The following is a 13,827-nucleotide window of genomic DNA, read 5'->3' on the forward strand; positions in this document are numbered from 1 at the left end:
CTCCTGGGCTATTTGGTGTAGCGCGTCACGGCGAGACCGCGAGCGAAGGGAAGGGTGGTGAACAGGGCGACATCGTGCGTGTCGTCCTGCCAGGTGATGGTCTTGATGGCCGATTCGTCGGCGGCTTCCTCCACACGCATGCAGGCCCGCTCGAGGTCGTCTTCGTCGCGGCCGGTGACTGCCACCGCGAGAGAGTAGATGGTGCCGTGATGACCCGAGCCCGGCATCAGATCGGCGCGTCGACGCCCGGACGCGGTGTCCATCACTTCGGCCGAGCCGTCGCCGGTGATGCCTTTGCGTGCGGCGCTTTCCTGCGCCGCCTTGTCCTGGGTGAAGTCTTGACTCGCCGCTTCCCGGGCGACGGCGTCGGGCACGAAATCGACTCGGACACTGACTGTTCGGATCGTCGGGGACGGCGGGTTCTCGTCGTCGCCGATGTCGGGGGCGACCCCGGTCAGCAGCGGCGCGAGCCACAACGGGCCCAACGGAATGGGTTCGATGCTCGCCGGCGGGAGGAACCCGACACGGGTGTGCCAGCGGCCGGACACCACCACCGAGTCCTGGCCACCGACGTAGGAGGGCCAGCAGTTCGACCACCGCGCCCCTTGGTGACGATCGAGTGGGTTCGACGGGTCGACGAACGCGCGGATCAACGCACAGGTCCGCTGCTCACCGAGGACCTGGACGCGGCCCATGCCGGCGGCGACGAGTTTGCTCACCGCGCGCATCGTCTCGTCGCGGATCACCTGGGCGACACCGCCCTCGAATCGGGCACCTTTCCCGCCCGCCGCCCGCGCGGCTTCGGCCTCGAAGCGGTCGGTCTGAGGGAACTTGAGCACCACGTACGCCCGGTGCTCTTCCGAGTGCGGCCGAATGGTGTCGATGAGGTCGCCGTAGGACTCCACCGGTGCCCGCAAACGCATGTCGCCGAGCTTTTCGACCTCCCGCTCGACCCAGTCCTCGTGCATGGTCAGATCCGCCGGAATGGAACGGTGGATCAACTGCGTTCCGCGGATGAGCGAGGTCTTGCGGGCCATCGAGGCGCTGAACAGACCGAACTTCTCCGATGTCGTCGCCCAGGCCGCGTCGGTGCGCAGCCCCCCGGCCAGGCCCTGCACGGACAGTACGACCGTGTAGTAGGCCCGCTCACCGGGGTTGGCGGTGCGGACGATGAACATCTCGTCCAGGCCGGTGCCGGCGACGTCGAGCGGGGCGGTCCGCCCGAGCGGCACCGGGTACTCCCACCCGGGGTCGAGGTCGGCGACCCCGTAGGCAGGGTCGTCGGCGTTGCGGTAGACGTGCTCCCCGCGCCGCATCCGCGCCCAGTTCCGCAACCGGTGCAACCGCCGCGCCGCCAGGGAGGTGTCGCCGAATTCGTACGTCGAGGCGAACACCCCGACGTAGAACACGGCCACGAGCCCGACGGTCATCGCGCCGCCGCCGGCCGCGAAGTAGTACACGACGCCGATGATCAGAGCCGCGGTCCAGGTGATGAGCACCGGTGCCGAGATCCCGGTCATGCCGCGGCGCGCGATCTCACCGCCCAGGATCGAGGTTCTCTGCTCGCTGTCGTGCTCGACGATCTCGGTCGACATCGCTTACCTGCCTTCGGCTTCGGACGGTGCGGACTCGGCACTGGATTTGGCTTTGTTCATCGCCGCCGCTGCGGACTGCGCGGCGATCGGCACCGCTGCAGCCCCGGCCGAGGCGACCGTCGCGGCCGATCCCGTCGCGAGCTTTCCGCCGAGTCGGCCGGCCATGCCCACCGCGCCACGGGTCGAGGTGCCACTCTTGTTCCCTACGCCGCCGCTGTGGGCGGCCCCGGTGGTGTGGCCGGGGGTGGAAGTGGTCGACGGTGTCGAATGCCCGGATCGGGTGGCCTTGTCGACGCCGTCGCCGGAGCGAGTCGAGCGCGGTGTGACGGTCGATCCGCCACCTCCGCCTCCGCCGCCGCCGCCGCCGCCGCTGCGGCTGCGGAACAGGGCCGAGCTGCCCACGCCTCCGATGACACCACCGGCGACGGACCCACCACCGCCGCCGAATCCTTCGGAGTCGGCCTTGGTCGGCAGGATCGGTGCCCACTTGAGCATCGCCCACGGTGCCAGACCGACCACGACCATCGAGGCACCGACGAGTACGAGAGCGCCGAGCGAGGTCAGATCTCCCGAGCCGCCGCCGCCCGAGAGCAGAGCGTTGTTGGCCCCGGCGAGCACGATCGCGATGAGCAGGAACAGCATCGGCTTGCTGAGCACGATGCCGACGAACGTGAACAGTGGCCGTAGCGCTTTGGTCCGCCACGTCGGGTGCACCCACATGCCGTAGCCGATTCCGGCGACGCACGCGGTCAGTGGAAGCCCGATCTGGTGCATGAGCAGACCCAGGTAGACCGACATCGCGCCGAGCAGCAGGATGCCGAAGAAGACCAGGCCGACGATCGAGCCGCCGACGACGGTGTCCTTATTCAGCGTGCCCATCGTGGCGTAGATGTTCTCCACCATCTCGGTGATCGTGGATCCGCTGAAACTGGCGATGCCCTCGGTGAGCACCGTCGCGAACTCGATCACCAGTTGCGCCAGGGCGAGGGAGAACAGCATCATCACCACCCCGGCGGGCATGTAGCCGAAGACGTTGGCCACCAGCTCCGACGGTGAGCCCTTGTGCCGTGACCGCATGATCGCCAGCAGGACTGCCAGCGACATGACCATGATTCCCAGACCCGTCGACCCGGCGTAATACGTCACGAACCACTGCTGGGTGGGATCGAAGTCGCCGGTCGAGGTCAACCCCCGCAGCACGGCGTCGGTGAGCGAGAGTGCCCCGCTCTTGGTGGCGTTGACCCAGTCGTCGATGACGGTGGTCGGATCGGTGACGAAGTCGACGACGTCGTTCGCTGCCCCCGAGATCCACGAGAACGCCTGCAGGTAGGCCTTGCCGAGCTTGTACTGCGGGGTGGCCGCGATGACCTTGCCCAGGGTGTCGTCGAGGCGCTCGGTGAACGAGGTGTTCTTGTCGATCCAGTTCGCGGTGCCGGCGAACAATCGCCCGATCGACAGATTCCAATCCTGGCAGCGGCTCGCATCTGCCCGTTCGGCTTTCGAGCAGTCGACGAAGAACGCATGCATGCAGTACTGGTCGCCCGAACCCTGCGAGCACGGGGCCGACCAGGCGGCGTCGGGCACCTTGTCGGCACCGGGCAGCGCTTTGATCGCCGTCAGCGAGTCCGCGTCCGGGCTCGGCGCCCAGGCGAAGCCCCACGTTCCCCATTCCTTGGTGCCCCACCGGGCGAGGTCCTCGGCGCAGGTTCCCGTCGGTGGGTGAAAGCTGGTGTCCCCGGCCGGAAACACCGTCGGCAGAGCGTCGGCCGGTGGTTCGGTCCCGTCGGCGACGGCCTGACGGGTGATCTCGGCCGTGGCCTGGGCCTGCGGGTCGGAGCCGACAGCGCCCGCACCGCCGAGCATGACGGCTTTGTTCTCGTCCGATGCCGTCCAGTACAGGAGCCGGTTTTCGTTCGTGAGTGCTTGGGAGATATAGGTTCCCAAGTCGCCGCCGTGGTCTGCGCAGTTCCCCGTGAACCAGGGCCCGCTCCGAAATTCCTCGGTACCGCCGACGAATTTCTTGAGATCGTCCGGGAAGTGCGCGGGCAGCCTCGATGCCGGTTGCTGGGCGGTGACCGCCCCCGGTGCGGGAGCGGGAACGGCGGAAGGCTGGGCGAGCGCAACAGCGGATGACCCGAACAGAGCCACCAGTGCGGCGGTGACCGCGATGAGAACGAGACGGCGAATCATGTTCTCTCCTAGTCGATGTAGAAGGTGTAGTACCCGGCGGTCAGTTGACCGCCGAGCGCGGAATCAGCGGCCGGGTAGGACGCGTCTTCCGGGCGCGGGCCCTGGCGGTAGGACCAGTCCTTTGCCTTCCAGTCCCCGTCCTGCCAGACCAACGAGATGTCGGTGGTCGCCCACAGCGTGCTCACAGCGACGGTGCCGGTGTTGTTGATGTCGGACTGAGTGGTGGTCATCGACCACACCGAGATCTGCGCGGCGTCGGCGGAGAACGAGGACACGTGCACCGCGGCCGGCAGGGTGTTCATCACGTCGCTGCTCTCGTCCCGGTTGCTGCCGAGTTCGATCTCGCGGGCCAGTTCGGCACCGGGGTCGGCGGCGATCATCGTCGAGCGGACATCGTTCATGTCGATGCGGCCCTGGCTGGCCTGATCGAACGCCTGGAGCACGTTCACCGCGGCCGTCGATGCGCCCTGGGTGTCGCGGGTGTAGCCGCTGGGGACGCCGTTGCTGACGGTTGTGGGTCCGTGTACTGCGCGGATGGCATCGGAGCCACCGCCGCCGGAGTTGTCGGAGCGGCCCGACAGACCGACCACGATCACCGAGACGACGGCAAGGATCGCCAGGGCGACGGCCCCGAGAATGATCCAGCGCCTGGACCCGGGCGTGCTGTCGGTGTGCCGGTCACCGCCGACGTTCTCGGTGTTGGGCGAGCTGGGGGGTTCGGAGCCGACGTTGCGGTAGTCGATGGCCATGATGGGTAACTCGTTTCTGCGGACGGTGCCGCGTCAGGGAGGAGGAAGCGGGGGTCAGACCCGCGATCGGCTATGCGCCGGACCGGAGCCGGGACCGGCTATGCGCCGGGCTGGACGAGGAGCAGGACCGCGCCGACGATCGGCGAGACAGCGGCCACTCCGCCCAGGATGATGAGCGAGAGCTTGAGATCCTCGCCCGACTCGCTCAGATCGCTGGACATACCGCGCTTGCGGGCCTTCCGGGAGCTGAGGAACGAGGTCAGCACCCACAGGCCCGCGATGGCGATGCTGGCTCCCCAGATCGCCGCGAGAATGCGCTTCCATGTCTGGTTCAGGGCGGGGCCGAACAAGCTGATGTCCGGGTTGACCCCGTCGTACGGGTTGACCGTCTGGGCTGCGGCGACCCCGCCGGCCAGGACGGTCAACGCGGCAGTGAGAGCGAGGACGCCGAGTACCCGGCGTGCCCGGTGCGAGGTGCGGGTGGTGGGGGTGGGGGTGGTGACGGATTCTGTGTCCATCGGGGGTTCCTTTCCGAAACATGGTGTTCTGCAGTGAAAGCACGTGAACGAGGTAGCAGCTATTTGTCTTGAATGCGGCTCACCTCCCAGCCGCCGGACCCTCGCCGCAGGATCATCGCGACGACCCTCTCGCTCACCGGTGCACCGTCGATGCGTTGGGTGACGCGGTAGGACCGGTAGGCCGTCGAATCGGTCTGCGGGGGAACGGGTTCGTCGTCGGCGACGAGGTCGGGGGTCAGGACCGCGCCGCGCGCGGCCCAGTCCAGCCACTGCGCGCCGGGGCTCGATTGCGCTGTGGTCGAGGTGATCTCGCGCGCGTAGTCGGAGGTGAGCAGCGGCGCGGTGCGGGCGGCGGCATCGTTGGGTCCGGCGTCGACGGCGGTGTTCCAGGTGAACCAGACCGTCAACGCCGCGGTGGCCACCGAGTCCGGGTCCTGCCGGTCCACCCCGGCCGCGAGGTCGGGCAGCGCGGTCGCGGCCGGAGCCGGGGTACGGGTGGGATCGCTGCCGCTCGGCGGGGGCGTACCCGGTGTCCACTGCTGCGCCGGGATCGACGGGACGTCACTGCCGTTGTCGGTGCTTTCATCACCGCAGGCAGTGAGAATTGTTGCAGCGGTCAGGATTACGGCCACGGCGGTACGTCTGTTTGTTTTCATCCGAATCTCCGTGCTGTCAGGCCGCTCGCGGGCGGGGTCCAGTCCGATACCTTCACGACGTCGCCGGACTGCGGTGCCTCGACGACCTTGTTTCCGCCGAGCCAGATGAAGATGTGGCCCGAGTGGGGTTGGATGATGTCGCCGGGAGCGAGCTCGCCGGGGGTGGCGATCACGCGGCCGCGGCTGTCGGCGATCTGCGCCGAGTCCTGGTGGGGGAGCACGATCGCCCCGCCGGAGGCCTGTGCGACGGCGTAGAGGACCAGTCCGGAGCAGTCGAAGCCGACCTTGTCGAAGTCGCCGATCATGTCCGCGCGGCCGCCGCCGTCGCTGACCCCGCGGGTGGGACCGTTGCGGTCGCCTCCACCCCAGGCGTAGGTGGTGCCGAGCCAGCGCATCGCGGCCGCGACGACGTTCTCACCGAACGGGCCACCGGGGACGATGCCCGGTGTGGCCTGCGGGACGGCGACGGAGAACGCTTCTGCAGCGCGTCGGGGAATCTTCGCGACGTAGTCGAGGGTTTCGGCGTTCTGGCACACCCGGCCCTGCGAGAGAGTCGCACCGGGCCCGCAGTTGTACATCGACAGGTACAGCTCGGTCAGGTCGCCACTGACCTTGCCGGCGGCGAGCGAGTCCTTGGCGATGCCCGCCAGCTCGCAGTCGTAGGCGGCTTGGCTCATCACCGCGTCGGCGATGCTGCGGGTGTCCTTGCGGCCGTCTCCATCACCGTCGACGCCTTTCGCCGCCCACGTGGCGGGCATGAACTGAGCAGGCCCGTCCGCGCCCGATCCTGCGTTGTGGGCGTTGACGTTGAAGCCGCCCTCTTGTTCGAGCTGCGCGGCGACGACCGGAGCGGTGACCTCGGGGCACACGGTGCCGGCCTTGACGATCCACTGCTCGAAATCGGCGGGCACCGACCCCGGCCGCAGTCCGGTCGATCCGGCCGGCACACCGCAGCCGGGTTTGATGGCGGCGGCGAGCTTGACCGATCGACTCGATACGCCCTGCGCCGCGGCACCGGTGGTCGGGGTCGCGGCGGAGGTGCCGGTCGGTCCTGCGGCGAGGACGTCTGCGGTGGCAGTCGGGGCGGTGGCACCGGCGGCGGCGAGCCAGGCCACGGGATCGACCGGACTCGATCCGGATGCGAGGCGGGTGCCGGGCCAGACCTCGAAGTGCAGGTGCGGGCCGGTGGATTGTCCGGCGTTGCCGACGGCCCCGATCGGGTCCCCGGCTTTGACGGTCTGGCCCGCGGTGACCCCGACGCCGTCGTCGTTCATGTGGCCGTAGACCGTCGAGAGCGACTGTCCGTCGACGGTGGTGTCGATGATGATCCAGTTGCCGAACCCGCTGGCGTGTTCGGCCTTGACGACCGTGCCGTCGGTGGTCGCGTAGATCGGGGTCCCGATCGGGGCGGAGTAGTCCTGGCCCTGGTGTCCTTCGGCTTCGCCGGTGACCGGGTTCGTGCGGGCACCGAAACCGCTCGTGGCCTGATACGTGCCTTCACGCAGCGGCATCACCACCGTGCCCGAGTGCGGAGCCACCACGGCCGCGCCGGCAGGCAGGCACGTGCCGTCGTCGACCGGCGGTGTGCGATCGCCCGAGAGGACACCGAACATGCCGATCGCAGCGACGGCGGCGATCAACAACAGGCTCAGTGCGCCGGCACTGCCCTTACTGCCCTGCTGTGATGCTGCCATCGGTGCATGTCCTCACGAATCGAAAAGATGATCAGTGCCCGCCCGGACACCTGTGGTGGTACGCGTAATTCGGTTGTGGTGCTTCTGGTTTGGTTGCTCTGCGTCATGCCCGCCCGGCTGCAGAGCCTGCTCGGTGGCCGCCGGTCAGCCCCCGATCTTCTGGGTGAAGAAGTCGATGAGCCATTGCAGGGCGCTGCGGCCGGTGGAGTCGACCGTGAAGTCGCCGTAGGACTGATGCGCACCGGAGGCGAAGAACGTCGCGGCCTCGATACCGGCACCGACCAGCTCGGCCGCGTCCCCTGCGCCTGGTGAGGAGGCCAGTGAGACGAGACTGCCTGCCAGACCGGCGAAATCGCCGGTGGAGGCTTGCTGGCCGATCGCTGCGGACTGTCCGGTGACCTGGGTCTGTGTGCCGAGTTGGTCGGGGCTGGTCTTGGCGGCCGAGCCGGTCAGCACTCCGACCGCGACCGAGGCGAGGTCGAGCCCGATGGGCAGCAGCTCGGCGGTGGCCGCGAGGTTGCCGGTTTCGAGGATCTTCCACGCGACTTCCTGAATCGCGCCGACATCGTTGGCCAGGCGGATCACGTCGACGTTGCCGAGCAAGCTCAGCACCAGGGAGGCGATCTGCGCCGAGCCGCTGGGGTCGGGGATCATTGCCACCAGCGCCGACAGGGTGTGCAGGTCCACTCCAGCAGCCATTTTCACGATCGGCGCGAACTGGTTGTTCAGGTCTCCGGCGATCTTGTGCGATCCCGCGACATCGAGTGCAGCGACCTTCTGCGGCAACGCGATCAGGTTGTCGACGATGCCTTGGTAGTCCAGGCTCGTGAAGCCGGTCGCGACGTTGACGACCTGGTTGACCACCGTCTTCGGCTTGAGCAGCGAGAGCACCTGCGTTGCCGAGGTCAGCGCATCCGGGGATACGGACTGCAACGGTGCGACCTGCCCGCTCAGGGTCGACGCGGTGCCGGCGAGGCCGGCGGTGGTGCCGGTGCCGCCCAGTACCGACGAGGCGGTGTCGGCGATCGAGGTCGCTGTGCTCAGGACTGCGGGAATGTCGATCTGGTCCAGGGCGTCGAGCACCGTCGAGGTCTTCGCTTCCGGTGATCCTTCCGGTGCGGTGTCGAGAGTCGAGCGGATGCCGGGGTTTGCGGCGATCATCGACTGCACGTCGGCGACCGGTTCGAGGGTGTTGAGCAGCGATGTCGCCGAGGCCCCGACGCTGGCGACCTGTGACTGAGTGCGGTTGGTTCCCACCGAGTCGGGCAGGGTGGCCACCCGCTCCCCGAGAGTCGATGCGGTGTTCGCGGCACCGGCCAGATCGACGCGGGAGAAGTCCGAGACCAGCGACGACGAGAAATCGCTGACCCCTCCGGCCTGTGTCGGCGTCGTGCCGGGCTGTGTCCCGGCACCGGTGACACCGCCCTGCGCGGTCGTCGACGGCACCGCGGTATTCGATGATGCTGCGGTACTCGACGCTGCTGGGTTCGACCCGGTTCCGGCCTGTTCGCCGGTGGTGGCCGGGTCGACGGGCTTGTTCGCCAGGACCTTGCCCAGGCCCGCGAGCAGACCGTCCTTGCCGGCGTTCGTCGAGCAGTACAGGTCCGTGGGATTGCAGAGCTGCTTGACCACCGGGGCGAGAGAGCCGAAGCCTTCGGGCCGGACCCCGCCGATGCCCTGACCGTCGACCTTCGGCCCGACGACGGTGCCGCCGGCGGTGCCCTGGTGCGGATCGGCGACCAGACCGACGCCGAGAATCCGGGCCGCGGGAACGACACCGCGTCCGTTGCCGATCTCGGCGGCGACGTCGCCGGCGGCGTCCGCGCCTTGGGAGTAGCCCGAGAGCAGGAATTTCGACGTGGCGCACGCGGAGGAGAGGATGTTGTTGATGGCGCTCTTGCCGGTTTCCTTGCTGTCGGCGTAGGTGCGGCCCTTGTCGAACGCCGACGCCGCGTACGCGGGGTAGTAGACCTCGATGTCGTTGCCGTACTTCTGTTTCAGGGCGTTGCCGACGGTGGCTAGCATCCCGACCGGGGTGGTGGGATTCGCGGCGGCATTGGTCTCCCACGTTCCCGGGGCCATGATCGCGACGTACTTCGCGCACGAGGTCGCCGCCGTCGCTGCCGGGGCGGCGTGTGCGGGGACGGTGCCCGCGGCCAGGACCACCGCGGAGACGACGACGGTCAGCGCCGACAGTGTCCGGCGTTGTCGTCGCCGCGGGGTGGTGAGCGTTCTCTGGCCGGTCATGGTGTTCTCCTCGTGTGCTCGAGCGGGGTGGGGACGGGTCAGGCTCCGCGACGGTCGCGGCTGCGCCGCTCCCACTGCGAGAGCTGTGGGGGTTGTGCGCTGTCGGGCTGGCGGTTCGCCGGCTGCGGCGAGTACGGATCGGTGAATGGGTAGGCGACGCCGGCTCGTGCCGCGGCGATGTTGTCGGCGACCAGGGCGGTGACGTTGGTGTAGGCCTCGATAGTTTCGGGCGGGAGGTCCTTGTAGACGATCCGATCGCCGCGGGCGAGCGCTGATTCGTACGGGGCCTGAATGAAATTGCTTTTCTGCACACCGAGATTGCGCAGGTCCTCGAAGACCGCCGACGCCAACTGCGGGTTGGAATCGGGCGTTGCACAGGTCACGACGATCGTCGACGCCAACAGGTGCCCGTAGCCGCGGGCGATGATGCCCTCGAGCATTTGATAGACCTGCCGGGCGATGTCGAGGCGTAGCGGGAGCGGAACGACCAGGGCATCGGAATGCTGCACGGCCCACTGCCAGCTCTCGGCCAAGGGATTGGCGGCGGTGTCGATGACGATCAGGTCCCGGTGTCGGCGCAGCACTGCCATCACCGCGGCGCATTCGTCCCACCCCAGGTTGCGTTCACGGTCGGCCGAATTGTCGGCCGCGAGAATGTCTTCCATCGTTGGTTGACGCCGTAGGAACGCGTTGAGCGATCCCGACACCGCAGACGAGGAGGCCAGCTCGTGTGCATGGTCGAGCAGATCCCACACCGTGAGCTCCGGATCGGTGGTGCGGGCGGCGCGATCGCCGAGACTGCCGAGTGATTCGCTGGCGTCGAAGACCGTCACCCCGTGGCCACGGTGCTTGCCGAACGTCGAACCGAGCATGACCGATGTCGGAGTTTTGCCGGCTCCGCCCTTGGGATTGATGACCGAGACCACCGAGCATCCGGGAAGGGGTTGTTGCACAACGCGAATCGACTGACGCAGTCTGACTTCGGCAGAGGTGGGCTTGGGCTTGAGATGAGTTCCCAGGGCGGCGTTGATCCGGCCCCTCAGGCCTGCTTCGGCGGGCTCGGCGGTCGGGTCTTCTTCCTGGCGGTCGAACAGTCGTGCGCGGTAGAACGCTGCGGGGTCGACATCGGGTGTCTCGACCGCTGCCAATGCGTCCTGCCCGACCCCGTACGGGTCCGGTGCGGTGTCGTCGGCCGACTCGTCTGCAGGCTGTTCGTCCGGTTCAGATTCGGGTCGGCGCAGCCGCTGAGCGCGGAGGTTGACCGTGTCCTCGGCGTCGTACCCTGCGACGGGGTTGTCGGCGTCCGGGCGCGGGTGCTGTTCAGCCATCAGCCGACCTCCGCTTGATCGTCGACGAGCAGATCTGAGAGCCGGATGGCCTGCCACGGACGGTGCCCAGGAACCTCGCACCACACGGTGGCCGGGTTCTCGTCGTCGATCTCGAGGCGTTCGAGGTGCACTCCGTATCGCGCGGCGAGGGCGGCGAGCCGGGTGCCGTCGAGGTGAGGGTTGGAGATATGCAGAATCAGCCGGATCGCGGGGGCGTCGAGCTCTTCGCGTAGCTTGCCGGCGAGAAAGGCTGCCTTGCCGGCCGCCGAGTCGTCGGCCGAGGTCTGATCGCCCTGCCGGAACACCGCGTCCTTGGCGTGAAATGTTCCGTACCAGGCTGTTTCGTCACCGTCGCCGACCACTGCGAAGCTGCCGCGCTCATCGCCTGCGGCGTAGAGCTCGACCAGCGGTGCGGCCGACGCCGCGGAGGCGACCGCGTCGGTGACCTGCTCGGCTTCGCTGGCGCGCAATCCGTCGTAGTCGAGGTCGAGCTGCTTGTAGAGCTCTCGTTTGATCTTCTGCCACATCGACCAGTCGGTCAGCCCGGACTTTTCTGCCCAGGCGCGGATCTCGCTCGCGGTCGACGTCTCGAGGGTCTCGCGTGCCTGTCGTACTGCGGTGGCGGCCTCGGCCCATTCGCTCGCTGCATCGCTCATGTCCTGGCGTTCCTTTCGTGGTGGCTGTTCGCCGCGGTGCTGCGGCGATCTCGCGCTGTGGCGGCGGTGGGTGATCACGCTTGCTCGATGGCGGCGATGACGTAGCGACCGTCGACCTGGTCGGTGGTGATCCGTTGGCGGTACTGCGTCCCAGGCCCGTTCGGGCCGCTCTCGGTGAGGGTGAGGGTGTAGGAGCCGGTGCGCAGCGGGTCGATGTCGAGGCAGTAGGTGGTGCCGACCGGGACGGTGGCGATACCGGCGTCGAGGTTGGCTTCGACGGTGAACGGGGCACTTTCCGGGGCGTTCGGTGACACCAGAGCGTGCGCGGCCGCGCCCGATCGCTGGACGTAGTAGGCGTGCTCGAACGCGGCGATGACTCCGGGGCCGCTGTTCTGATCACCGGTCGGCATCGAGCAATCCGGCCCGGCGGCAACGGTTGTCGGCGCGACGGAGGAAGCGGCGATCGTGTCGGTGGCTGTCGTGTCCGGCTCGGAGTCGCCACCGCTGAGCAACACAGCGGCGGCGACGGCCACGAACACGACAGCAGCCCCGGCTGCCGCGATCGCGCGTCGGCGCGATCGCGGCACACGGGGCGGGCTCGACGGCACCCCTGATCGGGCTGGGCCGGTGGCACTGGCAATCGGGGATGTCGTCGAACGGCGGATCATCTGGATCTGTCCTTCCTGGCTGGTGCAACTAGCTGGCTGTAGGGCGAATCAGGCGGGTGCGAACGCCGCCTGCAAGCCGCCGAGAGCGGCAGTGGCCTGATCGACGATCGGTGCGGCTGCGGTGTTGACCGCGGCGACGGTGTCGGCGACGGCAGGCTGCTCGAGGGCCTTCGAGGTGAACCCCTGTGCTGCTTCGACGGCCGGTGCGGTCCACACCGACGCATCGCTGACGGCTTTGTCGACGATCGGAGCCGCGTTCTGAACTGCGGTGTCGGCCGCCGCGAGAACCTGGCGGCCGTTCGGGTCGGCAGCGACAGTGTCGCGAACCTGCCCGATGGGGCCGGGGAGATCGACTGTCGCGGCCGGCGGAATCGCCGGGACGCTGTCGACGGCCGGGGGAACAACCGCCGGGGCGGGGGCAGGCTCTTCGATGATCTGCTGCTCGCCGCCGAGAACGGTGGCACCGAGGATGCCGCCGATGACAGCGCCGGTGCCGGTCAGGCCCAGCACCATCGGTGCCGACAGGGCAGCACCGGCGCCGGCACCGGCAAGTGCAGCCGCGCCGGGAACGAAGATGTACCCCACCGGCCCGGCCCAGATGACCGCGGGTGTAGCCGCGGTCGTCGCAGCCAATCCGAGTCCGCCGCCGATAGCAGCAGCGGTGCCGGTGATCACCGCGGCCGGGACCACCGATGCCGCGAGGCCGACAGCGCCACCGGTGATGACACCGGTCGCAGTACCCGCTGCGATCCGGTCGGCGCGGGGCGCGTCGGCGAATCCGTTGTCCACGAGCCAGTTTCCGCCGTCGGCCTGGAGCGCGGCCACGGTGTTGTTGAACTTCTTCACCTGGTTGCGGTCGACCAGGTTCGGGTCGTACGGCACCAGTTCTCCGCCGACTAGGACGTAGCCTTCAGGTGTGTCGATCGGGGCGATGACCTTGCGCTGCACGGTCGGGACCGGCGGAGGCGGAGCTGCCTGCAATGCGGGTGGTGCTTGGGCCGGTTCGGCCCGCGGCGCGGGAGCGGGCTCGTAATAGCTGTTTTGGTACGAGGACTGCTGACTACCCGACTGATAGTCGTCGAAGCTGCGCCACTGAGTTTCCTGCACCCGCTGAGACGGTGGGATGAAGAACTCGCGCTCCTGAGTCGGGGCAGGCGGCGGGGTGGCCGGTACCGTCTGCGGTGTGCTCGTGACCCCCGGTTGTGATCCCTGAGGACTGGTCACTCCCGGCTGCGATGGTGCAGCCTGAGCAGGAGCGGCCTGCGTGGTCAGGCCGGCGATCGTCACCGCGGCCACGGCGGGCAGCGATTTGATCACCCGCCCTCGCTTCTTTGATGAGCGGTGCTGTCCGGTGCCCTGTGGTGCTGGCATTGGTGTCGATCCCTTCCTGGTGCGACCCGGCGATCGGGTCGTGCTGGTGAATGTGCTTGCGGAGCAAACGTTCTGGCGACAGTTGGTTTTAGGTAAGTCGGTCGAGAGAAGTGGATGGGTGCGTGCGATCCATAGGTTGTGGGCCAGTCGCACGC

General features: G+C 68.4%; 11 protein-coding genes. All 11 read right to left on the reverse strand.

Annotated features, from left to right (window positions below; translation table 11 throughout):
- Window positions 1–8: 8 nt before the first annotated feature.
- Window positions 9–1,595 carry an SCO6880 family protein gene (locus QM588_RS22340; protein WP_283316640.1) on the reverse strand — a complete coding sequence of 529 codons (1,587 nt, stop codon included), beginning with the start codon at window positions 1,593–1,595 and terminating at the stop codon, window positions 9–11.
- Window positions 1,596–1,598: 3 nt separating this feature from the next.
- Window positions 1,599–3,785, reverse strand: coding sequence for a hypothetical protein (locus QM588_RS22345; RefSeq protein ID WP_283316641.1), 2,187 nt, complete (start codon window positions 3,783–3,785; stop codon window positions 1,599–1,601).
- A gap of 8 nt (window positions 3,786–3,793) precedes the next feature.
- The gene (locus tag QM588_RS22350) at window positions 3,794–4,534 is read right to left on the reverse strand and encodes a hypothetical protein (RefSeq protein ID WP_283316643.1); all 741 of its coding nucleotides are present in this window, start codon (window positions 4,532–4,534) and stop codon (window positions 3,794–3,796) included.
- Between the two features lie 98 nt (window positions 4,535–4,632).
- Window positions 4,633–5,052 carry a hypothetical protein gene (locus QM588_RS22355; RefSeq protein WP_283316644.1) on the reverse strand — a complete coding sequence of 140 codons (420 nt, stop codon included), beginning with the start codon at window positions 5,050–5,052 and terminating at the stop codon, window positions 4,633–4,635.
- Window positions 5,053–5,111: 59 nt separating this feature from the next.
- Complete coding sequence (locus QM588_RS22360) at window positions 5,112–5,708, reverse strand: hypothetical protein (RefSeq protein ID WP_283316645.1); 597 nt, start codon at window positions 5,706–5,708, stop codon at window positions 5,112–5,114.
- The gene (locus QM588_RS22365; RefSeq protein WP_283316646.1) at window positions 5,705–7,402 is read right to left on the reverse strand and encodes a peptidoglycan DD-metalloendopeptidase family protein; all 1,698 of its coding nucleotides are present in this window, start codon (window positions 7,400–7,402) and stop codon (window positions 5,705–5,707) included. Before QM588_RS22365 ends, QM588_RS22360 begins: the two co-directional genes overlap by 4 nt.
- Window positions 7,403–7,546: 144 nt before the next feature.
- A complete protein-coding gene (locus QM588_RS22370; protein ID WP_283316647.1) occupies window positions 7,547–9,649 on the reverse strand; it encodes a cutinase family protein in 2,103 nt (700 codons plus the stop codon).
- 38 nt (window positions 9,650–9,687) lie between these two features.
- Entirely contained in the window at window positions 9,688–10,977 is a 1,290-nt protein-coding gene (locus QM588_RS22375; RefSeq protein ID WP_283316648.1) for a MinD/ParA family ATP-binding protein, read from the reverse strand.
- Window positions 10,977–11,633, reverse strand: a complete 657-nt coding sequence (locus QM588_RS22380; protein WP_283316649.1) for a hypothetical protein — start codon at window positions 11,631–11,633, stop codon at window positions 10,977–10,979. The genes QM588_RS22375 and QM588_RS22380 overlap by 1 nt, the downstream gene beginning before the upstream one ends.
- Before the next feature lie 74 nt (window positions 11,634–11,707).
- A complete protein-coding gene (locus tag QM588_RS22385; protein ID WP_283316650.1) occupies window positions 11,708–12,301 on the reverse strand; it encodes a hypothetical protein in 594 nt (197 codons plus the stop codon).
- A gap of 48 nt (window positions 12,302–12,349) precedes the next feature.
- Complete coding sequence (locus QM588_RS22390) at window positions 12,350–13,618, reverse strand: hypothetical protein (protein WP_283316651.1); 1,269 nt, start codon at window positions 13,616–13,618, stop codon at window positions 12,350–12,352.
- Window positions 13,619–13,827: the final 209 nt, after the last annotated feature.

It is taken from the genome of Rhodococcus sp. IEGM 1354 (assembly GCF_030056855.1).
In the GTDB taxonomy this organism is placed as follows: Bacteria; Actinomycetota; Actinomycetes; order Mycobacteriales; family Mycobacteriaceae; genus Rhodococcoides.